This is a genomic window from Rhizobium sp. 25PS6 (assembly GCF_032464655.1).
GTDB classification, from domain to species: Bacteria; Pseudomonadota; Alphaproteobacteria; order Rhizobiales; family Rhizobiaceae; genus Rhizobium; species Rhizobium laguerreae.
Genome location: NZ_JAWDIV010000001.1, coordinates 126,635 through 151,876, shown reverse-complemented (window position 1 = coordinate 151,876; position 25,242 = coordinate 126,635). Strand labels below are relative to the sequence as shown.

20 protein-coding genes are annotated in these 25,242 nt (G+C 61.0%); 19 read left to right on the top strand and 1 reads right to left on the bottom strand.

Annotation, left to right across the window (positions count from 1 at the left end):
* Positions 1 to 5 precede the first annotated feature (5 nt).
* The 19 genes from RWK44_RS00675 (at position 6) to RWK44_RS00585 (ending at position 24,769) form a co-directional block, all read left to right on the top strand.
* Positions 6 to 1,343, top strand: a complete 1,338-nt coding sequence (locus RWK44_RS00675) for a four-carbon acid sugar kinase family protein (protein ID WP_316028325.1) — start codon at positions 6 to 8, stop codon at positions 1,341 to 1,343.
* 132 nt (positions 1,344 to 1,475) lie between these two features.
* Entirely contained in the window at positions 1,476 to 2,303 is an 828-nt protein-coding gene (locus RWK44_RS00670) for a phosphogluconate dehydrogenase C-terminal domain-containing protein (protein ID WP_316028198.1), read from the top strand.
* Positions 2,304 to 2,405: 102 nt separating this feature from the next.
* Positions 2,406 to 3,347, top strand: a complete 942-nt coding sequence (locus RWK44_RS00665; RefSeq protein ID WP_316028197.1) for a D-ribose ABC transporter substrate-binding protein — start codon at positions 2,406 to 2,408, stop codon at positions 3,345 to 3,347.
* A gap of 73 nt (positions 3,348 to 3,420) precedes the next feature.
* Positions 3,421 to 4,065, top strand: a complete 645-nt coding sequence (locus RWK44_RS00660) for a DUF2291 family protein (protein WP_316028196.1) — start codon at positions 3,421 to 3,423, stop codon at positions 4,063 to 4,065.
* The gene (locus RWK44_RS00655) at positions 4,062 to 5,612 is read left to right on the top strand and encodes a sugar ABC transporter ATP-binding protein (RefSeq protein ID WP_316028195.1); all 1,551 of its coding nucleotides are present in this window, start codon (positions 4,062 to 4,064) and stop codon (positions 5,610 to 5,612) included. The genes RWK44_RS00660 and RWK44_RS00655 overlap by 4 nt, the downstream gene beginning before the upstream one ends.
* Positions 5,609 to 6,673, top strand: coding sequence for an ABC transporter permease (locus tag RWK44_RS00650; protein ID WP_113545440.1), 1,065 nt, complete (start codon positions 5,609 to 5,611; stop codon positions 6,671 to 6,673). Before RWK44_RS00655 ends, RWK44_RS00650 begins: the two co-directional genes overlap by 4 nt.
* Position 6,674: 1 nt before the next feature.
* Entirely contained in the window at positions 6,675 to 7,709 is a 1,035-nt protein-coding gene (locus RWK44_RS00645) for a Gfo/Idh/MocA family protein (protein ID WP_316028194.1), read from the top strand.
* Positions 7,706 to 9,568 (top strand): D-apionate lactonase, encoded by a 1,863-nt coding sequence (apnL, locus tag RWK44_RS00640; protein ID WP_316028193.1) that lies wholly within the window; start codon positions 7,706 to 7,708, stop codon positions 9,566 to 9,568. The genes RWK44_RS00645 and apnL overlap by 4 nt, the downstream gene beginning before the upstream one ends.
* Positions 9,569 to 9,623: 55 nt before the next feature.
* Positions 9,624 to 10,628 carry a dihydroxyacetone kinase subunit DhaK gene (locus RWK44_RS00635; protein WP_131663359.1) on the top strand — a complete coding sequence of 335 codons (1,005 nt, stop codon included), beginning with the start codon at positions 9,624 to 9,626 and terminating at the stop codon, positions 10,626 to 10,628.
* Between the two features lie 3 nt (positions 10,629 to 10,631).
* Positions 10,632 to 11,276: a dihydroxyacetone kinase subunit DhaL gene (dhaL, locus tag RWK44_RS00630; RefSeq protein ID WP_131663360.1), complete on the top strand. Its 645-nt coding sequence runs from the start codon at positions 10,632 to 10,634 to the stop codon at positions 11,274 to 11,276.
* Positions 11,277 to 11,346: 70 nt separating this feature from the next.
* Positions 11,347 to 12,600 carry an ABC transporter substrate-binding protein gene (locus RWK44_RS00625; protein WP_131663361.1) on the top strand — a complete coding sequence of 418 codons (1,254 nt, stop codon included), beginning with the start codon at positions 11,347 to 11,349 and terminating at the stop codon, positions 12,598 to 12,600.
* A 91-nt stretch (positions 12,601 to 12,691) separates the two neighbouring features.
* A complete protein-coding gene (locus tag RWK44_RS00620; protein WP_316028192.1) occupies positions 12,692 to 13,591 on the top strand; it encodes a carbohydrate ABC transporter permease in 900 nt (299 codons plus the stop codon).
* Entirely contained in the window at positions 13,588 to 14,472 is an 885-nt protein-coding gene (locus RWK44_RS00615) for a carbohydrate ABC transporter permease (protein ID WP_222378821.1), read from the top strand. Before RWK44_RS00620 ends, RWK44_RS00615 begins: the two co-directional genes overlap by 4 nt.
* A 33-nt stretch (positions 14,473 to 14,505) precedes the next feature.
* Positions 14,506 to 16,026: a DUF5060 domain-containing protein gene (locus RWK44_RS00610; protein ID WP_316028191.1), complete on the top strand. Its 1,521-nt coding sequence runs from the start codon at positions 14,506 to 14,508 to the stop codon at positions 16,024 to 16,026.
* Positions 16,027 to 16,046: 20 nt separating this feature from the next.
* A complete protein-coding gene (locus tag RWK44_RS00605; protein WP_131663364.1) occupies positions 16,047 to 17,117 on the top strand; it encodes an ABC transporter ATP-binding protein in 1,071 nt (356 codons plus the stop codon).
* 153 nt (positions 17,118 to 17,270) lie between these two features.
* The gene (locus RWK44_RS00600) at positions 17,271 to 17,780 is read left to right on the top strand and encodes a GNAT family N-acetyltransferase (RefSeq protein ID WP_131661213.1); all 510 of its coding nucleotides are present in this window, start codon (positions 17,271 to 17,273) and stop codon (positions 17,778 to 17,780) included.
* A gap of 267 nt (positions 17,781 to 18,047) precedes the next feature.
* Complete coding sequence (locus RWK44_RS00595; RefSeq protein ID WP_316028190.1) at positions 18,048 to 18,959, top strand: protein-L-isoaspartate O-methyltransferase family protein; 912 nt, start codon at positions 18,048 to 18,050, stop codon at positions 18,957 to 18,959.
* A gap of 3,373 nt (positions 18,960 to 22,332) precedes the next feature.
* The gene (locus RWK44_RS00590; RefSeq protein WP_025396954.1) at positions 22,333 to 23,412 is read left to right on the top strand and encodes a YihY/virulence factor BrkB family protein; all 1,080 of its coding nucleotides are present in this window, start codon (positions 22,333 to 22,335) and stop codon (positions 23,410 to 23,412) included.
* Positions 23,413 to 23,485: 73 nt separating this feature from the next.
* Entirely contained in the window at positions 23,486 to 24,769 is a 1,284-nt protein-coding gene (locus RWK44_RS00585; RefSeq protein WP_168281256.1) for a cystathionine gamma-synthase family protein, read from the top strand.
* Between the two features lie 44 nt (positions 24,770 to 24,813).
* On the opposite strand, the gene RWK44_RS00580 is transcribed toward RWK44_RS00585, so the two are convergent.
* Entirely contained in the window at positions 24,814 to 25,227 is a 414-nt protein-coding gene (locus RWK44_RS00580; protein WP_316028189.1) for a cupin domain-containing protein, read from the bottom strand.
* Positions 25,228 to 25,242: the final 15 nt, after the last annotated feature.

Below are 25,242 nucleotides of genomic sequence, written 5' to 3'. Positions count from 1 at the left end.
CCGCGATGGGTGGACCTTTCGTCAGCTATTACGGGGATGACTTCACCGGCTCCACCGATGTCATGGAGGCATTGGCTTCGAACGGCGTGTCGACCGTGCTCTTCCTCGACGTTCCGACGCCGGAACTGCTTGCGCGCTTTGGGGATTGCCGCGCAATCGGCATTGCCGGGACAAGCCGCAGCGAGACGCCCGCATGGATGCGAGAGCATCTTGCGCGCGCTTTCGAGTGGCTGAATTCGCTCGGCGCTGACATCTGCCACTATAAGGTCTGCTCGACCTTCGATTCCAGCCCCGACATCGGCAATATCGGCAAGGCGATCGAAATCGGCCGATCGGTATTCGGGCAACCCGTCGTGCCCGTCATCGTCGGCGCGCCGCAATTGAAACGCTACACGGCATTCGGCAATCTCTTTGCAGCTTACCAGGGCCGGGTCTTTCGCATTGACCGCCATCCCGTCATGAGCCGCCATCCGGTGACCCCGATGGACGAAGCGGACCTTGCGGTCCACCTGTCGAAGCAGACCCTGCTTCCCGTGCTGGTCGCCGATCTCGTCGCCATCACCGCGACGGACGCCGATGCGCGTGTCGACGATCTGGCGTCTGCTTCAGAAGGGATCCTGCTCATCGATGTCGACTCCGAGGTGACGCAGGAGGCCGCGGGCCGACAGCTGCTTCGTGTCACCGGCCGTTCCGGAAGTTTTGTCGCCGGCTCCTCCGGGGTCGAATATGCTCTGCTCAGCGCATGGCGGCGGAGCGGCTTCATCGGCGAAAGCAAAGCCGAGTTTCCTGATATCGGCCCGGTCGACCGCCTCGCCGTCGTGTCCGGCAGCGTATCGCCGACGACCGAGCGCCAGATCCGGACGGCTGTCGAGAACGGCTTCGAGAGTATCGCGCTCGATCCGCTTGCGCTGGTCTCGGAGAATGGCGAAGGCGCGGTAAATGCAGCGGTCGAGGCAGGCACCCAGAAGCTCAGGCAGGGCAAGAGCGTCATTCTCTACACCGCGCTTGGCCCGTCCGCCGACCGCGGCGCCGACATCGACAGGCTTCCAGGTGCTCGTCACCGGCTCGGGAGCGCGCTCGGCACGATCTTGCGCCGCCTGATCGAGAATGAGGGGCTTTCACGTGCGGTCGTCGCCGGCGGCGACACATCAAGTCACGCACTCAGGCAGTTGAAGATCGACGCGCTGACGACGCTTCTTCCGCTGCCGCAGACGCCGGGTTCTCCGCTTTGCCTTGCGCATGGCGACTATCAGCCGACCAATGGCCTGCAGATCGCGCTCAAAGGCGGCCAGGTCGGGACGGACGGCTATTTCGTCCAGATCCGTGAGGGAAGGAAGCACTGATGGTTTCCTTCGGCATCGGCCGAAACGTGCGATCGCAGAAAAACGTGACTCCAACAAATTAAGTAGTGATATGGTGATTGACTCATTATACCAGTTTGTGATCCTATTGAGAACGGAAAAGGTGAGGAAAACATGACTAAAATTGCCCTCTTCGGCGCAGGCGGGAAAATGGGATACCGGCTCGCCAAAAATCTCAAAGGCTCGCGTTTCGAGGTCCGCCATGTCGAGGTGAGCGACGCAGGCAAGGCCCGTTTGAAGAATGATCTCGGTGTCGATTGCGTGCCCGTCGATGTCGGGCTCGACGGCGCCGATGTGGTGATCCTTGCCGTGCCGGATACGGCGATCGGCAAGGTCGCGGCAGGCATCGTCGACAAACTCGCATCAGGCACCATGGTGATCGCGCTGGACGCTGCGGCTCCCTTTGCCGGCCACCTGCCGAAGCGCGATGATCTTACCTACTTCGTCACCCATCCCTGCCATCCGCCGATTTTCAACGACGAGACGGACATGCAGGCGAAAAAGGACCACTTCGGCGGCCTCTTCGCCAAGCAGCATATCGTTTCGGCGCTGATGCAGGGTCCGGAAAGCGCCTACGCGCTCGGCGAGGAAATCGCCAAGCTGATCTGGGCCCCGGTCATGCGCTCGCACCGGGTCACGGTCGATCAGCTTGCCATGCTCGAACCGGGCTTGTCGGAAACCGTCTGCGCATCGCTGCTCGTCGTCATGCGACAGGCCATGGACGAATGCGTGACACGCGGCGTGCCGGAACAGGCCGCCCGCGACTTCCTGCTCGGCCATATGAACGTGCTCGGCGCGGTCATCTTCAAGGAAGTCGACGGCGTGTTTTCGGATGCCTGCAACAAGGCGATCGAGTTCGGCATCCCGGCGCTGATGCGCGACGACTGGAAAAAGGTATTCGAACCGCAGGAGATCGCCGAAAGCATCCGGCGCATCACCTGAACCGGCCTGGGGAGGCACGTCCTCCCCCCTCAACTGCCCCGGGGAGACGGGGTTCTAGCCGCTCCGGGGAGACGGGGCTTCATTCACAACAGGGAGGAAAAAATGAAACTGACGCGCAGACTGACACTTGCGGCTTTTGCCGGCGCATTGGCGCTCGGAACGGCTCTTCCGGCCTTTTCGGCCGATCTCATCGCCATCATCACGCCGGCGCATGACAATCCCTTCTTCAAGGCTGAAGCCGTCGGCGCCGAAGCCAAGGCGAAGGAACTCGGCTACGAGACGTTGCTCATGACGCATGACGACGACGCCAACAAGCAGTCCGAAATGATCGACACGGCGATCGGGCGCGGCGCCAAGGCGATCATCCTCGACAATGCCGGAGCCGACGCCTCCGTCGCGGCCGTCAAAAAGGCGAAGGATGCGGGTATCCCCTCCTTCCTGATCGACCGCGAAATCAACGCGACGGGCGTTGCCGTCGCCCAGATCGTCTCGAACAACTATCAGGGCGCCCAGCTCGGAGCGCAGGAATTCGTCAAGCTGATGGGCGAGAAGGGCAATTACGTCGAGCTGGTGGGCAAGGAGTCCGACACCAATGCCGGCATCCGCTCGCAAGGCTATCACGACGTCATCGACGAATATCCGGACCTGAAGTCCGTCGCCAAGCAGTCGGCCAACTGGAGCCAGACGGAAGCCTATTCGAAGATGGAAACCATCCTCCAGGCAAATCCCGACATCAAGGGCGTCATTTCAGGGAACGACACCATGGCCATGGGCGCCATCGCAGCGCTGCAGGCGGCCGGCCGCAAGGACGTGATTGTCGTCGGCTTCGACGGTTCCAACGACGTGCGCGACTCCATCAAGTGGGGCGGCATCAAGGCAACGGTCCTGCAGCCCGCCTATGCGCAGGCTCAGCTGGCGGTGGAACAGGCAGACGCCTACATCAAGAACAAGACGACACCAAAGGAAGAGAAGCAGTTGATGGATTGCGTTCTCATCAATGCCGACAATGCCGGCAAGCTCGAAACCTTCGCCCTGACGAACTGATCAGCAGCGAATTGCGGAGGGCGCAGCGCTTCGCCCTCCGCAATGCATTTCGCAATACGTCGAGGTTTAAAGCATGTTGAGAATGAAGGGCGCCCTGCTCGCCGCCGTCGTGGCGGCCGCCTTGCCCGGTTGCAAGATCATCAAGACACCGACGGCTGAGGAAAAGGCGGCGGCAGCGGCCAAGACCGCCTTCGACCCGAATGCAAAGGTCGAGGCGATCTGGCAGTCCGAGGCAGTGCCCTATTTCGAGAAGCGCGCCGGCGACCTCAAGGACGTCATGCAACTGGCAGCCTCCAGCCCCGACGCCGCAGGCGAGAAATACGGCAATCCCCGCAAGCAGAGCAGTTCGCCATGGACCTATGCGGTGAAGATCACCGGCAAGGTTGTCGCGGCCGATACAGCGTCGCGCGCGGCAACGCTCGATGTCGACGCCGATGGCGACGGCAAGGCCGATGCGAAGGTGCAGATCGGGCCGGCGCTGCGCGGCACGGCGCTGCGCGACACGTTGGAGTTCGTCAATTTCAACGAATTCAAGAACCAGATCGAGTGGGCCCAGTTCGGCAAAGCCTTCAACGAGAAGGCCAATACCACCTTTCTCTCCGCCATCCCGCGCGAGGGCCTCGCTGGCAAGACGGTGACCGCGATCGGCGCCTTTCCGCTGCCGAAGAGCGGCGAGCTGCCGCTCATAACGCCTTCGGAACTGAAGGTCGCCCCATGACCACAGGAGAGGCACAAAAGGACGACATCATCCTGCGCCTCGACGACGTGTCGAAGGTCTATTCGGGCATCGTCGCCGTCAAGCGCGCCACTCTCGAGCTTCGCCGCGGCGCAGTGAACGTCCTTGTCGGCGAAAACGGTGCAGGCAAGTCGACGCTGATGAAGATCATCGCCGGTGTCGAGCGTCCGACGCTCGGCCGCATCATCCTGGATGGTAAGCCCGTATCCTTCGACAGCCCGGCGCACGCCCAGGCGAATGGCATCGGCATGATCTTCCAGGAGCTCAATCTCTTCGCCAACATGTCGGTCGCCGAGAACATCTTCGCCAGGCGTGAGATTACCCGCGGCATCCTCGGCATCGATCACAAGGCGCAGGTTCAAAAGGCCAATGCGTTTTTGAAGCGTCTGGATGCCGGGATCGAGGCCGATACGATGGTCGAGGACTTGCCGATCGGCCAGCAGCAGCTCGTCGAGATCGCCAAGGCGATGTCGTTGAATGCCCGTATCCTGATCATGGACGAGCCCACGTCGGCTCTTTCTGCAGCCGAGGTCGAGATCCTGTTCAAGGTGATCGCGGAACTGAAGGCCCAGGGTGTGGCAATCGTCTATATCTCGCACCGGCTCGAAGAACTGATGCGGATCGGCGACTACATCACGGTGCTGCGTGACGGCCAGGTCACCGGTGAGGCGATGGTCCGCGACATCGACATGCGCTGGATCGTGCGCTCCATGATCGGCTCGGATGTCAAGGATTTTGCGAAGTCCGTGGACCATGCCGTCGGAGCTGAGGTCTTTCGTGCCGAAAATATCAGCCTGCCACGGCCGACAGGCGGTCTTTCGGTCAACGATGTCTCCCTGTCGGTCAGGGCGGGCGAAATCCTCGGCATCTACGGCCTGATGGGTGCTGGGCGCAGCGAATTCTTCGAATGCGTGATCGGCCGTCACGCACATTCGACCGGCAAGATCTTCATCGACGGCAAGCAGGTTCGTGCCCGCGACACCACCCGGCGCATCCGCCGCGGCCTTGCGCTCATTCCGGAAGACCGGCAGCGCGAAGGCCTGGTCCAGGTCCTCTCGATCGCCTCCAATCTGACACTGGCGAGCCTCGGCCGCTTCACCCGGCTCTTTCACATCAACAGGAGTGCGGAGAAGAATGCGGTTCGCGATGCGATCCGCGATCTTTCGATCAAGGCGCCGAACCCGGATTTCGAGGTGACCTCGATGTCGGGTGGCAATCAGCAGAAGGTCGTCATCGGTAAGGCGTTGATGACCAATCCGAAGGTGCTTCTGATGGACGAGCCGAGCCGTGGCATCGATGTCGGTGCCAAGGCCGACGTCTTTCGCACCATGCGGCGGCTGGCGGCAAACGGGCTCGCCATTCTGTTTTCGACTTCCGACCTCGAAGAGGTCATGGCGCTTTCCGATCGCATCGCGGTCTTGAGCAACGGCCAACTGATCGCCGTCTTCGACCGTAACGAGGCCACGGAAGAAGCCATCATCGCGGCTTCGGCCAAGGGACACGGACATCAAGGGAAACTCGCGTCATGATGACGGCTACATCAACCACTCTCGCGCCGAAGGGCGCCAACGGCTCGGCGCTTCTGACGCTGATGAAGCTCAGGACGTTTATCGCGCTGTTCGCCGTCATCATCTTCTTTGCGATCTTCGCCCCGAACTTCACCTCGACGGCGAACATGATTTTGATGTCGAAGCATGTGGCGCTGAACGCCTTCCTGGCGATGGGCATGACCTTCGTGATCATCACCGGCGGCATCGATCTCTCGGTCGGATCGATCGTCGGGCTTTGCGGCATGGTCGCCGGCGGCCTGATCCTTTACGGCATCGAATTGCCGATCGGCTACACCATCTTTTTCAACCTCTTCGAGATCGTGCTGATCACCTTGTCGATCGGCCTGCTCATCGGGCTGATCAACGGCCTGCTGATCACTAAGCTCAACGTCGCGCCCTTCATCGCCACGCTCGGCACACTCTATATCGCCCGCGGTCTGGCTTTGCTGTCGTCGGACGGCCAGACCTTTCCGAACCTTGTCGGCCGGCCCGAATATGCCACGACCGGCTTCGATTTCTTCGGCGCGGGACGCATTCTCGGTCTGCCGGTATCGATCTGGATTCTGATCGTGCTGGCGCTGCTGGCCGCCTATGTCGCCCGCTCGACGCCGATTGGCCGTCATATCTTCGCCGTCGGCGGCAATGAGCGGGCCGCGCGCATGTCCGGTATCCGGGTCGATGTCGTGAAGATCTTCGTCTACATGTTCTCCGGACTTTGCGCCGCCATCGTCGGCGTCGTCATCTCCTCCGAACTGATGGCAGCCCATCCGGCGACCGGAGAAAGCTTCGAACTCAATGCGATTGCGGCAGCGGTGCTCGGCGGCACCTCGATGTCGGGCGGCCGCGGCACGATCGGCGGCACGATCATCGGCGCGTTCGTGATCGGCATCCTCTCCGACGGATTGGTGATGATGGGCGTCTCCTCCTTCTGGCAGATGGTCATCAAGGGCCTCGTCATCATCATTGCCGTCGTCGTCGACCAGGCGCAACGCCGCCTGCAGCAGCGCGTCACCCTCATGCAGATGGCAAAGGCAGGTTGAGATGACGGAATTGAAAGGGGCTCTGATCGGCTGCGGTTTCTTTGCGATCAACCAGATGCATGCCTGGAATGACGTTCGGGGCTCTGACATTGTTGCGATCTGCGATCGCGATCCGGAGCGGCTGAAGATCGTTGGCGATCAGTTCGGCATCGAGCGTCGATACAGTGATGCCGAGGCTTTGTTCGCCGATGGCGGTTTTGATTTCGTCGATATCGCCACGACAGTGCAGAGCCACCGCGCCCTGGTAGAACTGGCCGCCCGTAACGGGGTGCCGGCAATCTGCCAGAAACCGTTCGCCAAGACCTTGTCGGATGCGAAGGCGATGGTCGAGGCGTGTCGCAATGCCGGCGTACCGCTGATGGTGCACGAGAACTTTCGCTGGCAGACGCCGATCCAGGCGGTGCGCAAGGCGCTGGCGACCGATGTCATCGGCACGCCCTTCTGGGGCCGTTTCTCCTTCCGCTCGGCTTACGACGTCTTCTCCGGCCAGCCCTATCTGGCCGAAGGCGAACGTTTCATCATCGAAGACCTCGGCATCCATACGCTCGATATCGCCCGCTATATCCTCGGCGACGTTCGATCGGTCACGGCCCGCACCAAGCGGGTCAATCCCACAATCAAGGGCGAGGATGTCGCGACCATTCTGCTCGATCATGAAAACGGCGCCACGTCGGTCGTCGACGTCAGCTACGCCACCAGGCTTTCCAGGGAGTCGTTCCCCGAGACCCTGATCGAACTCGACGGTTCTGAGGGCACGATCCGCCTGGCCCGGGGTTACGGTCTCGAAATCACCAACGCCAAGGGCACCACCACCACGGACGTATCTCCGAAGCTGCTGTCATGGGCCTCGCGGCCCTGGCACAACATCCAGGAGAGCGTCTACGCGATCCAGCAGCATTGGGTCGACCAGTTGGAGCGCGGCGCCGAACATTCGACGTCAGGGGCGGACAATCTGAAGACCTTCGCCCTGGTAGAGGCCGCCTATGACAGTGCGGCCAGGGGACAGACGATCGACGTCGGAGCCATGCTGCGATGACGATCGATGCGTTCCAGCTCTATGGCACCCATCTCGTCGATCCGCCGCCGGTTCGCCTGAGAGCCGGAAAGCTGGAAGCCGATTTCGCCAACGGTAACCTCCGCACCATCCGTTACGATGGAACCGAGGTGCTGAGGGCGATTTCCTATCTCGTTCGCGACCGGGACTGGGGCACCTACAGCCCTGAAATCGCCGATCTCCAGATCGAGCAGAGTGACGATCGTTTCGAGGTCGCCTATCTCGCCTACTGCGAGGGACCTGATGATACGAGGCTTATCATCGACGTTCGTATCACCGGAAGCCCGGACCGGCTCGACTTCGAGGCTGAGGCCATCGCCCCGACCGGCTTCGAGACCAACCGCTGCGGCTTCTGCATCCTGCATCCGATCGTCGGCGTGGCGGGTTCACCGGCGACGGTCGAGCATATCGACGGGCAGATCGTGGCGACACGGTTTCCCGATGTCATCGAGCCCTGGCAGCCGTTCAAGGATATGCGGGCCATCACTCACGCGGTCATACCTGGCGTTCAGGCGGAATGCCGGATGGAGGGGGACACCTTTGAAATGGAAGATCAAAGGAACTGGTCGGACGCATCCTACAAGACCTATGTCAGACCGCTCGCTCTTCCCTGGCCGTATGAGATTGCCGCCAATCGGCCCGTTCGACAAAAGACGTCGCTTGTTATCAGGGATATCGGCGGTGCTACGCGGCATCCTCCAGCTGCGGCGTCAGGCGGCGTCATAAAACTCGAACTCGGGGCACGAACCGGCACCATGCCTGATATCGGCGTTATCATTACGCCCGAAGAAGCCGATGCGACCCTCGCGGCAAAGTCCGTCCTAACGGAGATCGCTCCCCAGGAACTCCTCTTCCATTTCGACCCCGGTGCCGGGCACGGCGTCGAAGCACTCAGGCGGTTCGCAGCAATCGCGACGGTCCATCGCGGCCGCTCGGCGCTGGAGATCGCCCTTCCCTGCAAATCAGTCCCGGCGACCGAGACCTCCGAGATTGCCCGCCAGATGCAGCTGGCGGAATTCCGGCCGGATGCAATTATGATCTCGCCTTCCGTCGACCGACAGTCGACGCCGCCCGGCAGCAAATGGCCGGATTGCCCGCCCCTGGATGAGGTCTATGCTGCAGCCCACGCCGCCTTTCCCGGTATTCGCATCGGCGGCGGCATGCTGAGCTATTTCACCGAACTCAACCGGAAGCGCGTCCCCGATGGACAGCTCGACTTCGTCAGCCACTGCACCAATCCGATCGTGCACGCGGCCGACGATCGCAGCGTCATGCAGACATTGGAAGCGCTGCCCTTCATCACGCGATCCGTTCGAGCGATCTATGGCGACAAGCCCTACCGGATCGGCCCGTCGACGATCCCGATGCGGCAGAACCCCTATGGCAGCCGCACGATGGACAATCCGGCGGGCGCACGCATTCCTATGGCCAATCGCGACCCGCGCCACAATGGACGCTTCGCGGAGGCCTTCGCGCTCGGTTACGCGATACGGGTGCTGGATGCCGGCCTGGAATGCCTGACGCTCTCGGCCTTATCAGGCCCGTTCGGTTTGATCGCCGGTCCGGCTGAACCCACCGAGCAAGGCGGACGGCGCCCGTTGTTCAACACCGTGCACACATTGTCCCGATTGGCTGGCGCATCCTGGCAGGAATGCGTCTCCTCCTCGCCCTCCGAGGTCCTGTCTTTCGTTGCACGGAATGCCGCAGGCGCCAGGCTTCACGTCGTCAATCTGACGGGCGAAGAACGAAAGGTCGATTGCGGCGCATGCCGGCCGGCAGATGCGGGCAAAGAGTTGCTGCTCGCGCCGTTGGCGACCGCAACCCTCCCACTGGCGGATTGACCTTCGGCGGTGCAACCGCATTTATGCAGGTGGAGCTCGCACTGGGAGGATCAGCATGAAGACGAAGAAGCTTATCAATGCCGGCGCAGATGCCGTCGATGAGATGCTGCAAGGCATTCTGGCGACGCATCCGCGCCACCTATACGCCGTGGAGAACATGCCCCGCGCGATCATTGCCAGAAACGGGCCCCGCAAGGGCAAGGTCGGCTTGGTCATCGGCGGCGGGTCGGGGCACGAACCGACATTTCTGGGGTTTGTCGGCAAGGGGCTGGCGGACGCGGCCGCAATCGGCAACGTGTTCGCGTCGCCGCCACCCGATCCGATCATCGCCTGCGCCATGGCGGTCGACGGCGGCGCCGGCGTGCTGTTCATGTATGGCAATTATGCCGGCGACGTGATGAACTTCGACATGGCCGCCGAGATGCTTGCGCTTGACGAGATCGAGGTGCGCACCGTCCTCACCACGGATGATGTAGCGTCCGCCCCTGCCGATCAGCGGGACAAGCGACGAGGCGTCGCGGGCAACGTCTTCATCTTCAAGGCCGCCGGCGCAGCCTGCGATCTTCTCTACTCGTTTGATGATGTCGAGCGTGTCGCCCGCCATGCCAATGCGCGAACCTATACGATGGGTGTGGCGCTCTCGCCTTGCTCTCTGCCCCAGACGTTGAAGCCGAACTTCCTGATCGGAGAAGGGGAGATGGAGATCGGAATGGGCATCCATGGGGAGCCTGGCGTGGCGCGCGAGCCGCTGAGGCCGGCCGACGCGGTGACGGACGAACTCATGGACAGCATTCTTCGCGAAATGAAAGCAGACCGGGGCGATCGTGTCGCCGTTCTTGTCAATTCGCTGGGTTCGACCCCGATGATGGAACTCTACATCATGATGCGGCGCGTCAAGTCCCGGCTCGACGATGCCGGACTCATCCTCCATACGTCGCTCGTCGGGAATTACTGCACCTCGCTCGAAATGGCCGGCGCGTCGATCACGCTCATGCATCTCGACGACGAGCTTCAGCAATTGATCGACTACCCCTGTGATTGCGCGATGTTTGCGAGGTGATCAATGACGTTTACGACCGAAGACCTGCAGCGCATGTTTGCCGCGATTGCAAAGGATATTGCAGCAGAGAGCGACCATCTCTGCGCGTTGGACGGCGCCATCGGCGATGGAGATCACGGCCTTGCCATGGATGCGGGCTGCCAGGCCGCGGCGAAAGCGGTCGGCGAGCTTGACGCCGGGATTGCCCCGACAGCTGCATTCAATGTCGCTGCAAAGGCTTTCCTGAATGCGGTCGGCGCTTCGTCCGGCCCGCTATATGCCACGGCCTTCATGCGTGCCGGAGCGGCCGCCAAAGACAGGCAGGTATTGAGCGATGATGATTTCCTGCGCGTCTTTGCGGCAATGGCACAGGGAATCCAGGAACGCGGAAAGGCCGAACCCGGTGAAAAGACGATGGTTGACGCCTGGAAGCCCGCGGCTGACGCGGCACTCGATGCCTGGCAGTCGGGAAAGCCCCTCCCCCAATGCTTCGAGGCAGCCGAGCGGGCAGCGCGGGCAGGCTGTGAAGCGACCAGCAACATGACGGCGGCCAAGGGACGGGCTTCGCGATTGGGGGACCGCGTGATCGGGCACATCGATCCCGGTGCCGCCTCGGCCGTCATCATCATCGCCGCAATGGCAAAATTTGCGCAGTGCGACAATGGTTAGCTCATCATACCAGTTGACATGTCGATGACTATCTGCAACAAGGGGCCGGCTTTACAAGAGGAGGACGGTAATGCTGACCCTTTCTGCGAAATTGAAGACTGCGAGCATCATTGCGATCGCCGTGGCGTCGCTATCGGCCACGCCGGTTCTTGCTGAAGACATCACGCTCTGGACCCTCAACTTCGACAACAATGCCGCCAATACGGCCCTGAAGAAGGTGGCGACGGATTTCGAAGCCGCAAACCCCGGAACGCATGTCGAGATCGTTCAGCGCGCCGTCGACGAGCACAAGACCGCCTTGCGCGTAGCTGCTGGCTCCGACAAGGGACCTGACATTTATTTCAGCTGGGCGGGCCTCGGCCTCGGCGGCGAATATGTGAAGGCCGGTCTGTCCCTGCCGCTCGACAAATACTATGCCGAGTATAAGTGGAGCGACGAATTGTTGCCCTCGGCAGCGGCTTTTGCCGACCTCTATCCCGGCGGCAAACACGGCGTTCCCTTCACCTTCAAGGGTGAGGCCGTCTATTACAACAAGAAGCTTTTCGAACAAGCCGGCATCAAGGAAGAGCCGAAGACCTACGACGAATTCCTTGCCGCGGCCGATAAGCTGAAGGCTGCAGGCATTCCTGCCTTCACCTTCGGCGGCACGGTCAACTGGCACGTCATGCGCCTCATGGACGTTATCCTTGAAACGAAGTGCGGTGCTGAAAAGCACGATGCGCTGAAGGCGATGACGCTGGACTGGACCAAGGAGCCCTGCGCGACGGAATCCTTCGCGGAGTTTGCGAAGTGGACGAAGGACTATACGCTGCAGCCATTCATGGGCATCGACAACAAGCAGTCCTACAGCCTCTTCACCGCAGGCCGCGCGGCGATGATGCTCGAAGGCGACTGGCTGGTCAGCCAGCTTAACGGCTCCGGCGCCAATCTCGACGACTACGGGATTTTCCCCTTCCCGACCAACACCGACCGCCTCTATGGCTTTGCCGAGTACAATTACATCAGCACCAAGAGCAAGAGCCCTGACGTAGCGGCGAAGTTCCTCGACTACTTCCTCTCGACGAAAGTCCAGCAGGACCTGCTCGGCCAGTTGAGTTCGACCTCCGTCAACAAGAATGTACAATATGCCAACCAGAAGCCGCTCGAGGCGGAATGGCTGGGGATCTTCCAGAAATACGGCAAGGTCTACATGAACGGCGACCAGGCGTTCCCGCTCGATGTCACGACGGAATATTTCCGGGTCATCAACGATGTTGCTTCCGGCAACACCGAGCCGGCCGAGGCGGCCAAGCAGCTGCAGAGCTTCATCGCCAGCAGAACCTGATTCCTCCCAAGGCGCCGGTCGACCGACATGATCTCGATCGGCTGGCACCCCTTTCATCAGCTGGCAGCTGCTTCACTGCCAGGAGGAAAACATGTCACTTCGACAATCGACACATGATCCGCGCGTACAAGCGCTCATCCTGCTCGTGCCGGCGCTGGCGATCTATGCGGTCTTCGCGCTCTACCCGATGCTCAACGTCGTGATCCTGAGTTTCCAGAAGTGGAACGGGCTCGATCCCAATCGGCAGTTTGTCGGCATTGCGAACTATTCGGCGATTTTCACCAAAGATTCGGTCTTCTGGGTGGCCTTCCGCAATACCGTGATCTGGACCATGATGAGCCTGATCTTTCCGCCGATGGTCGGACTGCTGTTGGCGCTTAGTCTCAACCAGAAGATATTCGGCCGCAATGGCCTCAGGGCCATCTTCTATCTGCCTGTTATCATCGCGCCGATCGCGGTGGCCACCATGTGGAAGTGGATGTACGATCCCTTCTTCGGCCTTTTCAGCCAGCTGCTGACCTCCTGGGGCATGCAGGGCTGGATCAAGGACTGGCTGGGCAACCGGGATATCGCCCTTTATTCGGTTTTCGTCGCCTATCTCTGGCAGACGGTTGGCTTCTCGATGGTCCTGTTTCTCGCGGGCCTGCAGAATGTCTCTCAGACGCTTGTGGAGGCAGCGCGCATCGATGGCGCCGGCCGCTGGAAGGTATTCAAGCACGTGACATTGCCGGCCTTGCGCCCAACGATCACGATCGTTCTCGTTCTTTCCGTCATCTCCTCCCTGAAGGCCTTCGACATCGTCTACGGCCTGACCGGCGGCGGGCCGGCGCAGTCCACCCAGATGCTGGCGCTCTGGGCATTCACGCAGGCGATGCAGATCTTCGATTTCGGACGAGGCGCGGCGATTTCGGTCGTGCTGCTGCTGATCACCATGGCCGTCGTCATTCCCTATCTCAAATGGACCCAGAAGCACGAGGAGGTTGAATCGTGACAGCAGTACCGACCGACCAGACCGCAGTGCATCTGCAGGTCGAACCATCGTCGATGAAGCGGGATCCGGTTCTGATCGGCCTCTGGATCACGCTTGTCATCGTGGCGCTCGTCTGGGTCGCGCCATTCGTCTTCATCGTCTTCACCTCCTTGAAGACGCCGGCGGCGGTGACGGGTACGGGCGCCTTCGTGCCGCCAACCGAGCTCGCTTTCGAAAACTACAGCGCCGCATGGAGCCGCGGCAACTTCGCAAACTCCTTCTTCAACAGCGTCATCATAACCGTCATCAAGGTGCCGCTCGGGCTGTTCCTTTCGGCGATGGCCGCCTATGCCTTGGCCAAGATCAAGCTGAAAATCACCAAGGCCCTGCTGCTGCTTGTGGTGTTCGGCACGATGATCCCCTTCCAGGTGATGCTTGCGCCGCTCTTCACCCTGGTGAATTCACTCGGCCTGATCGACACCTACCCCGGCGTCATCCTTCCCTACATCGCCTTCGGCGTTCCCTATCAGGTTTTCATCCTGCATGGCTTCTTCAAGAGCATTCCCAAGGAGCTGTCGGAAGCAGCACTGATCGACGGTGCCAGCCACTTCATCATCTTCAGACGGATCTTTCTGCCGGTGTGCCTGCCCGTGCTCGCCGCACTGCTCATCCTCGACTTCGTCTCCACCTGGAACGAATTCGCCATGGCGCTGGTGCTGCTCCAGGATCAGCACATGTGGACCTTACCGCTCGGCCTAATGTCGTTTCAGGGGCAGTTCTCGAGCAATTACGGCCAGCTCAATGCGGCCATCGTGATGACCGTCCTGCCGGCGACTATCGTCTATCTCATCTTCCAGCGCTACTTCGTCTCTGGCCTCACGTCAGGTGCCGTCAAAGGCTAGCGACCACAAAAGCATTCTCGAGGAGAATATTCTATGTCTGATGCAACAGTCGAAAAATGGGGCGTGTTCGAGGCCTCCTTTGATGGACCCTCCGGCGGCAATCCCTATCTCGACGTGGCATTCGATGCCGTGTTCACCCACAAGAGCCGCGAAGTCCGCGTGCCGGGCTTCTATGACGGCAACGGGACCTACCGTATCCGCTTCATGCCGGACATCGAAGGCGAATGGTCGTTTCTGACCCGTTCCAAGACTACCGTACTCGACGGCAAGACTGGCGCACTGATTGCGACTAGGCCCTCGGCCGGCAATCACGGCCCCGTGCGCGTGCGCAACAAATTCCACTTCGCCTATGCCGACGGCACCCCGTTCCTGTCCTTCGGGACGACCTGCTATGCCTGGACGCACCAGCCGCTCGACATGCAGAAGCAGACCCTCGAGACCCTCAAGAAGGCCCGCTTCAACAAGATGCGGATGGGCGTGTTTCCGAAGGACTATCCCTATAACGTCAACGAGCCGCTGCACGCCTGCTTCGAACGCGGGGCGGACGGAAGGGAAGACTTCGACCGTCCGAACCCCGCCTCGTTCCAGCACTTCGAAAAGCAGGTCGCAGCGCTCTGCCAACTTGGGATCGAAGCCGATATCATCATCTTCCACCCCTATGACCGGTGGGGCTATGCCGACATGTCGGCCGAACAGGATTTTCGCTATGTCGAATATCTCGCCGCTCGTCTCGCCGCCTACCGGAACGTCTGGTGGTCGCTTGCCAATGAATATGATTTCCTCATCGATACGAAGCCGATGGAGCAGTGGGATCGCTACTTCCACATCCTGGAAGAGAACGACCCCTACCAGCACCTGCGCTCCATTCATAATGGCGACGTGACGGCGAATTTCGATCACCGCAAGCCATGGGTCACGCACACCTGCATTCAAAACCCCGACGTCAAGCGGACCCAGGAATGGCGCGATGCTTACGGCAAGCCTGTCGTTAACGACGAGCCGGAATATGAAGGCGACATCCTGCAGTCATGGGGCAATCTCAATGCGCAGGAGCTCGTGCATCGCTTCTGGATCACCATGGCGCGCGGCGGCTATGCCGGCCATGGCGAAACCTATTCCCATCCCGAGGACCTGATCTGGTGGGCCAAAGGCGGGGAACTGCGCGGCGAAGCGTGGAAGCGCATCGCCTTCCTCCGCGACCTCCTGGAAGCCGATGTCAAGCACGGCCTCGAACCGCTGGGCATCATCGGCGAATGGCCCTGGTCCCGCGTGTCGGGCGCGCGCGACGGCGACGGCGATTTCCGCCTGATTTACTTCGGCGAGCATCAGCCGGTGATCTGGTCCACGGGTCTGCCGGTCGACAGCGACGATTATGATGTCGATCTCATCGACACGTGGGAGATGACGATCACACCGGTCGAAAAGGTGGCGGCTCCCGTTCCGCATCCGACGCGCCATGGCTCGGTCGTGCGCGGTGGCAAGCCGGACGCAGCCTTCGGCGTCAAAATTCCGCGCAAGCCGTACCAGGCGCTGCGTGTGCGCAGGAAGCGCTAGAAGATGACAAGGGGTACGAAATGTCTGGCTTGAGTATCAGAAACGTCAAGAAATCCTTCGGCACGGTCGATATCATTCATGGTGTCGACGTCGAGATCGCCGACGGTGAGTTTACCATTCTCGTCGGCCCCTCCGGCTGCGGCAAGTCGACATTGTTGCGCATGATTGCCGGGCTCGAGGATATCACCGCCGGTCAAATCAGCATTGACGGCCGGGTCGTGAACAATCTGCAGCCGAAGGATCGCGATATTGCGATGGTCTTCCAGAACTATGCGTTGTACCCGCAGATGACGGTTTCCCAGAACATGGGATTTGCGCTCGAGCTCGCCGGGGTCAAACGGCCGGAAATCGAACAGAAGGTCGGTGAGGCTGCAGCAATTCTCGGATTGCAGCCGCTTCTCGATCGAAAGCCGGCGCAGCTGTCGGGCGGACAGCGACAGCGCGTCGCCATGGGCCGAGCCATCGTTCGAGATCCGAAAGTCTTTCTCTTCGACGAGCCGCTCTCCAATCTGGATGCGAAACTGCGGGTGAAGATGAGAGCGGAGATCAAGGCTCTGCACCAGCGCCTGAAGACCACGATCGTTTACGTCACCCATGACCAGATCGAAGCCATGACCATGGCCGACAAGATCGTCGTGCTCCACGGCGGTCGCGTCGAACAGATCGGCAGTCCGCTCGAACTCTACGACCGGCCGCGCAACATCTTTGTCGCCGGCTTCCTCGGCTCCCCCGCGATGAACTTTCTCGAGGGAACCCTTGAGGGCGCAGGCAACCCAGTATTGTCGCTGCCGGGTGGGTCACGCGTAACGCTTTCGCGGGCTCCAGCCAATTCCGCCAACAGACCACTAACGCTGGGCATTCGTCCCGAAGACATCACTTTCGGCGGCGAAAACGGTGTGGATGCCGTGGTCAAGGTGGTCGAGCCCACGGGATCGGAAACCCATGTCGCCGTGGAGCTCGAAGGCAGGGAGCTGACATGGGTCGTTCGCGAACGTGTCGAGCTGGTGCCGGAACAGCCGGTGAAGCTTTCTTTCGAAACGGCCAAGGTTCACTTCTTCGACCGGCAGACGCAGCAGCGTTTGAGCGCCTGAAGATGAAGGGCAAGGAGCAAGTCCGTCGAACACGAAACCGGAATTTGACGGCATCGGACGTGCTTGATGATTCCTCGTCTTCGCAGCGAATTGGCGACTTGCAATCTCTGATCTCGCCGATAGGCTGTACCTCCAAAACGAGGTAGCCAAGGCATGCACATTCGAAGGGCCGTCTCCGCCGACGCGGCGGAGCTGAGCAGTCTCCTGAACGAGATCATCCTTGCCGGTGGAACGACCGCACTCGAAACGCCGCTTTCGGCTGCCGAGTTCGCGGACTGGTTCATCGACGGCGAGTTTCCTCTTACCTGCCATGTTGCAGAGCACGATCAGTCACTCGTCGGCTTTCAATCGCTCAGCTTATACGGCGACCCGCCGAAAGGCGTCGCCGACATCGCGACCTTTTCCCGCTTGAACCCAAGAACCCCAGGCGTCGGCAGCGCTCTCTTCCCCGCAACCCGAGCCGCAGCGGAAGAGTTCGGGCTCGAATTCATCAATGCCACCATTCGCGCCGACAATGTCAGCGGCCTTGGCTATTACGCAAAGATGGGCTTCGAGACCTATGACCGGCTGGTCCAGGTTCCGCTTCAGGACGGGACGCCCGTCGACAGGATCAAGAAGCGTTTCAGACTAGACGCCAGACACCTCACGATACCCGACGCCTGAAACGTGTCGATGGCGCTGTGGGAGCGCTTGGCATCCAAGGGCCGGACCGCCTTGCCCAGCGTCGCCTGCTGTAAGTGAACGAGGCCGATACTGCATCGTTGCAGGCCACGCTCGAGTATTAAGCTTATGAAGTAACAGCGTAGTTTTCCACAATGGAAGAGAAGTGACATTTAACTTCCGTCAGGAGTTCCTACCCATGAAATCAAGCATTTGGGATAGAGATGGATTTGGAGCCGCAAGGACGTAAAAAGGGAACAGGTCAAAGCCATGCCCGGAGATTTGTCCATGCCAACTGCGATGTTTACGGCCGACGAACTGGCGGTGATCCGCCGCGCTTACGCCCATCAGGTGGTGGCAACCGCCGCGACGACGAACCCGCGGATCGAAGCCGCCTTTGCCACCGTCCCGCGCGAAAAATTCCTCGGCGCGCCGCCATGGCAGATCGCCAATCTGGGCGGAGGATATCGCCCCCTCCCCTCCTCCGACTTGGTTCTGGCCTATCAGGACGTGCTATTTGCCTTGCAGACCGACAAAGGTGTCCACAATGGCAGTCCCTCACTGCATGCCCGACTCCTGGCAGAGCTGGACATACAAATCGGGGATCGCATCGCGCATATCGGTGCCGGCACCGGCTATTACAGCGCCATTCTTTCGGAGCTTGTCGGCGCTTCCGGTCATGTCTATGCCGTCGAGATGGATCCCGATCTGGCTGCCCACGCTCAAACAGCACTTGCCGATCGCGCCAATGTCAGCGTCATGAACGCCGACGGCAGTCAATGGCCGCAGGAAGAGGTGGATGCGATCTATGTGAATTTCGCCGTCGCGCGGCCCGCGGAACCCTGGATCGAAAGGCTGCGGCCTGGAGGGCGGCTCGTGCTGCCACTCGGCGTACCGCGCCAGGACCGACCGCCGAAAGGCGGCCGTCATGCATCCCATGGTGCTGCACTTCGGATTGAGCGCGGCGAGGATGGATTTGCGGCGCGTTGGATCGGCACAGCCTATTTCGTCTGCGCCAATGGTGGATTGTCAATCGACGATAACGAGATCGAGGCGCTGACAGCCGCGTTCAGGCGCGGCGGCATCGAGTTCGTCAAAAGTCTGCTCTGGAAGACGGAGCCGCGGATAGGACGTTGCTGGTATATCGCCGATCAATGGGCGCTTTGCTACGACGACGTCTGAACCATCCACGCCGGTTCCGCGAAAGCCGACCGCCTGACCTGAGCGAGCAACATAGCGCGCCGTGGCACCGAAGAGCTCGACGTCCTCGACACCATCCTCCTTTCGACCGGCGCGATCAGCTCGCCGCACATCCGACCGACGATGATGTCGCCACGCTCAAACATCCGGGGGCAGCCATGGGCGATAACAAGCTCAGGGGCGCCGACATCAGATCTAGCCATCTCAAAGCTTAGTGCAGACTCCCACCGGCGCCCCTCCCCTGTCCGACACCGAAAAGCCTGCTGTTGAAATTTTCTGCCCATCATCATTGATGTCGGACCAAGCCTGCCAAGGATCCGAGCGCGGCCATGCCGACTGAGATGAGGCAGGATTGCGCACCACCGGCTTATCGAAATCAGTGATACGCATGAGCCGGACAGGCCGCGCCGTCGGGTGACCTGCTGGCCGATCCGAACTTGCCGGCGCGATCCCCTCCGGCATTCGACGCCCCCTCCTGGACGGCGGCACTCAGACTGGCGGTGAAGACCTGCAAGCGACGGCCCTCGATCGGCGGCGTTTTCGGCTCGCGGTTCCTCTGAGGCGGCAGCACGGCAGCAGCGACACAGATTGGCGACGCACGCAATTAATCGCCGCCGCCGGCGTCCCAAATTGCCGACACACCTCGCTTGAGGACCAGAGCGATAGGAATGAAGGACAGGGAGACGTTCCCTGCCCAGCGGCGACAGTGGGTCGCCGAGACGACAAAAGCCCGGCGCGGGAGAGATGCGCCGGGCTTCGATAGTGACCGACAGCTTGGGAGGAGAAGTGCTGTCCGTCGGACCGAAGCGGCTAGGAGGGGAAAGCGCTTCGGTTCATCACGAGGTAATGCCGCAATGCGGCAAATTCAAGCCTGGCGGTTGCCGTGGATGTCGCAGACGAGGGGTCAGGCACATGCAGCCTTCTCACGTACGGGACCGGGGCTAGGCGCAGGGTTGTCCGCGGACAACCTGCCGAGCAGCGATCCCAGCGGAGGGAGATCTCCAGCTTTCAGCGGGCCGGTCTACCCACCGCAAAGTGATTAATGAGGGCAGGGGATCGCACCGCTGATGCGCCAAGAGCCGGACGCGCGAATGGAGATTGCCTCAATGATCGACGACGATCCACTCTGGATCTGCCCACCCCTTCGCCCGAGGCCGTGGCCTTGCTTATCCCCACCTGACTGAAGGCGGAATTGCCCGGGATATCGAGCAGGGCGATCACCAAACTGACCGACCTGCCGCAAAGCACCAACGACGGCGACAACATCCAACCATCCGCCCCCACATGCGGACGCTGCCGCGGCTTCCAACCATCCGCAGTATCACTCGAGGCTTCGGCCTTTGATCTGCAAAAACTCAGGAAGGAAGACCAATCGGCATAGCTTGGACGTATGAACCGATCGATGCAGCGCAAGCTGACAGGACATTGGATTCACCGCCGTTACGTGCCACTCCCTTTAGTCTCGCCCGGAGATGCCCGCAGGGGCCTCGAAGGAAGGGGCTTATCACTTCCGCCCGATCAACTGAGTTAGACGGACCAACGAAGTCACCTGATCTGAGATTGCCGCCGAAACGCTGCCGCTGGCCATGCAGCCTCCCGCCGAGCGACGGACGACCTCGTTGCCACCTAGCCTAGGAGACGCGAGAGCGGTGAGGATGATGGCGTCGTGACCACCCCGCCATCCGTTGCCGCGCACCCTTATCGATGAGCGAAGCCGCAGCGCCAGCAGCCCCCCAGCTTCTTCGAATGCATTCAGCTCCCCCTTAATTGGGGACCCGGTTTCGGCATTACTGACCTGTCGACAGACCTGACGAGGCTCTTCGGCCTTTGGAGCCGGCGGCGTCCACGCCCGTTCGGCAAGGGGCACGAAACCGCTGCGCTGCGACCCCAGGCAGAGCCATCGAGGCGGCAGCAATACCGCAAGTCCATAGCATCCATCAGCAGGGCGAGATCAGGGATGTTTTCCCGGCCACGCGAACCGATTGCTGCAGGGATCGGTTCATGTGCAAACGGCCTGCCGGCTACCATGTTAATCATCCGGTTGTCCGCGGACAACGGCACGATCAGGCAACGTTCGGCGCGCAACTGCGGCTCACGGATACGTCTGGGAAGGCCGCAGGGCCAGCTGCCCATCGCCACTGAAGCCAGCTCCTGTGGCGATGGCCGACCGACACAACGCGGCCTCACTGCCACCGCATTCGCCTCCTCCTGCGACCGATCCGAAGGATGACGCGACGGGGGAGGGGCTGCCTTTCGATCCGAGAGCATTGGCAGTTCACAGCCGAGGCTCGCGGGCGCGCCAGCCCATTGCGACGGGTGGCCGCTGATATCGACCGATCGTCCGTCAACGCACGTGACACATCAGCGGCTGTTGCGGATTGCCTCCGGCAGCGAGCCGAGCGCGTGCCGGAACGGCAGCATCGGGTCCACTCTATCCTGGGGTAGCCGACCGCGGCGGCAAGGCTGCACCGTCACGTCAGATGGGTGGCGCCGTCATCGATGCACGCTATTCGATGACGTGCTGCTCCTCGCTCTCTGGCGATGTGGAAGGCCTGTTTATCCCGGCCGAAATGCCAGGAAATAATCCCACGCCTTTGGCAGTGCGCCGGAGATGCCCAGCACTGAATGGCCGGAGCAGCGCCTCCAGTGACGGTCGGGGAAGGGCTGCTTAGTCGGTATCCGGAGCAGCTCGCATCCTGTCGCCGCCTCCTTGCTGCGCAGTTGCTTTCGTGTGGCGACCTGGTCGATCGCGACGCATGTTCTGTCGATTGCCGAGACGCCATCAAGCAACCGCCGAGGCCATCGAGATCGCGTCCGCAGACCGGTAGTGTCTCGGTCCTCGACGGCGCTTGGTCATGAGGTGCGCCGAGCTAAGGCAATGGACCCACCAGGCACCGGTATTGCCCGTTGATAACGTAAACGGCTATTGCAGGCCATTGTCACCGGCGCTATTGTTTTGTCAGGCTTACTGCACAGCGCGTCGCCTGCAGGCACCCGCATCGGATCGCAGCAGGTGGAATTCAGATCCAAGCCGCGCCTCAGATACGGGCTGCGCAGCAATCTACCGCTTCGCGGCTGCCAAGCCGCCCATCGGTAGACTTGTTGAAATGACCCCCAGCACTGCAGTAACGAAACTAAGGTCCGGATTTGCTTCCGTAGCAGGATGTGACTGCAGTTATATCAATATCTTATGGGCGTAGCGGTGGCGCGGCTCAATCGTTCCAATCCCTGCTTCCTGACCCGATTGGAGAAGCGGGCGACCTCGGCCCTGCATCAAATGTCCGCGAGAAAGCAACGGCTTGCATCCTTTAGCGGCACCCTGCGTTATCTCCGCACTAGATCGGAGACCATCCACATGCGTGATGTGGTTCAACGTAAGAGATTCTCCACCGCGGCTGCAATGATGGCCGCAGCGATCGGCGCGCTTGTCTACATGCAGGCAGTCGAGCGCAGGTCGGCCGCTCCGTCTGCGGATACTGGCCACGCAGGTGACGATCATGGCCGCAGCGCCAGTACGCCCGAGGCTATCCCTTTCAGCGGCCTTCGCGACGTCTTCTGGCGCGTCTTCCATGAAATTTTAGACGACCGCGTCACTCTCATCGCGGCGGGCGTGACCTTCTATCTCTTGCTGGCGATATTTCCTGCCCTGGCGGCCCTCGTCGCTCTCTATGGGTTGGTTGCCGATCCGGTTACCATATCCGAACATCTTCGCGAGTTGGCTGTCCTCTTGCCACCCGGCGCATTCGATCTTCTTGCCGATCAGATCAAGGCGCTCGTCGAGCGGCGCGACGGCACACTTGGCCTAACCTTTTTCGTAGGCCTCGCGGTCGCGCTATGGAGCACCCATAATGGCACGCTGGCGATATTCGACGCTATGAACGTGGCCTATGAGGAAAAGGAGAAGCGAAGCCTGGTGCGGCTTAATCTGACGGGCCTCTGCTTTACCCTATGTGCGATAGCTTTTGCGATCGTCATGGTGGCCCTCGTTGGTGTGATGCCAGTTGTGCTCTCCTATCTTTGGCTCGATCAATTCAAGGAGCACATGGCTCTTCTGCTTAGGTGGCCGCTGCTTCTGCTCGTGGTTGCGGTGGCCGTCACAATGGTCTACCGCTTTGGCCCAAGCCGGGAGGCTGCCAAGGTCCGGTGGATGACGTGGGGCGCGGTTTTGACCACGATCGCCTGGGCCGCCATGTCGCTCGGCTTCTCTTTCTATCTAGAGAATTTCGCCAATTACAACGCGACATACGGCACGCTCGGGGCGCTGATAGGCTTCCTCATCTGGATCTGGCTTTCCGTCGTCATTCTCATCGTCGGAGGAGAGCTCAACGCAGAACTGGAGCATCAGACCGCGAGGGACACGACGACAGGAACGCCGCTGCCAATGGGAGCGCGAGGCGCCTATGTCGCGGATACTTTGGGCGAGATCAGGAACTGACCGCGAAGATTGCTCCTCTCCTGTAGTTTTGATGTATTCTGACATTTCGCCAGTCCCGATAGAGGAGACGATGATGACCGCCCCGCATCCTTCCAAAACCCATATCGGCAATCATGCCCTGCATCCCGAAACACAGATGCTGAATTACGGCTACGATCCGGAGCTCTCGGAAGGGGCGGTCAAGCCGCCGGTATTCCTAACCTCTACCTTCGTGTTCAAGACGGCGGAAGATGGTCGCGACTTCTTCGATTATGTGTCGGGCCGCCGCGAGCCACCCGAAGGGAAGGGGGCGGGCCTTGTCTATTCGCGCTTCAACCATCCGAACAGCGAGATCGTCGAGGACAGGCTCGCCGTCTACGAACGGACGGAAAGCGGCGTGCTGTTTTCATCCGGCATGGCGGCGATTGCCACCACCCTGCTTGCCTTCGTCCGGCCGGGGGATGCGATCCTGCATTCGCAGCCGCTTTACGGGGGAACGGAAACATTACTGGCGAAGACCTTCCTGAACCTCGGCGCCGCCGCCGTCGGGTTTGCCGACGGCGTCAGCGAAGCATCGGTGCAGAAGGCGGCTGAAGAGGCGATGGCCAAGGGCCGCGTTTCCGTCATCCTGATCGAGACGCCCGCCAATCCGACCAACAGCCTGGTCGATGTGGCGATGATCCGACGCGTGGCCGACGCGATTGGTGCAAGACAGGGCCATATGCCGATCATCGTCTGCGACAACACCCTACTCGGGCCGGTCTTCCAGCGGCCGATCGAGCACGGCGCCGATATCTCGCTCTATTCGCTGACGAAATATGTCGGTGGTCATTCCGATCTGATCGCCGGCGCCGTTCTTGGCCGTAAGGCGGTGATCAAGCAGATCAAGGCCTTGCGCGGCGCGATCGGCACCCAGCTCGATCCGCATTCCTGCTGGATGCTCGGCCGTTCGCTGGAAACGCTGCAGCTGCGTATGGAACGGGCAAACAGCAACGCGCGGGCCGTCGCCGACTTTCTGCGCGATCACCCGAAGGTCGAGAAGGTTCACTACCTGCCCTACCACGATCCGGAATCGCCGGCCGGGCGGACCTTCATCGCGCAATGCACCGGCGCCGGTTCGACTTTCTCTTTCGACATCCGCGGCGGTCAGCCAGCCTCGTTCAAATTCCTGAACGGGCTGCAGATCTTCAAGCTCGCGGTCAGCCTCGGCGGCACGGAATCGCTTGCGAGCCATCCGGCCGCCATGACGCATTCCGGCGTACCCGCCGATGTCCGCCAGCGCATCGGCGTTCTGGAATCGACGATCCGTCTTTCGATCGGTATCGAGCATCCGGACGATCTGATCGCCGACCTGGAGATAGCGCTGCAGGCTGCGTGATCAGGGAAAACGATGCCCGGCGGCGCCGGGCATCGTGTCCCACATCATTTGTCGTCGATCGTCAGTTCCGTCACGTCCGTGTCCAGCACGAAGACCGCAAGCAGGCGCGCCGGATTGGTGTCGCTGGCGTTTGCGCTGACGCTGTGGTGATCGCCGGGAAATTCGGCGAAGCTTTCTCCGGCCTTATACGTTTTCACCGGACCGTCGTTCACCGCGCTGCGGATCGCCCCTTCGAGAACCGTGGCGTAGATGAAAGCGGAATTCGGATGGGTATGGCCGGGCGACATGCCGCCGGGCGCATATTCCACCATCACAGCCCTCATGCTCTTGCCGGGAACATTGGGAAGCTTCTGGTCGAAAACGACGCTTATCTTCGCTTTCCCACCTCCGGCGTGAGTCTGAGTGCCGGCGGCAAGGACAAGGGCGAAGGCCGCTGCCGAGATCATTTTCCTGAGCATGTCTGGTCTCCTTTC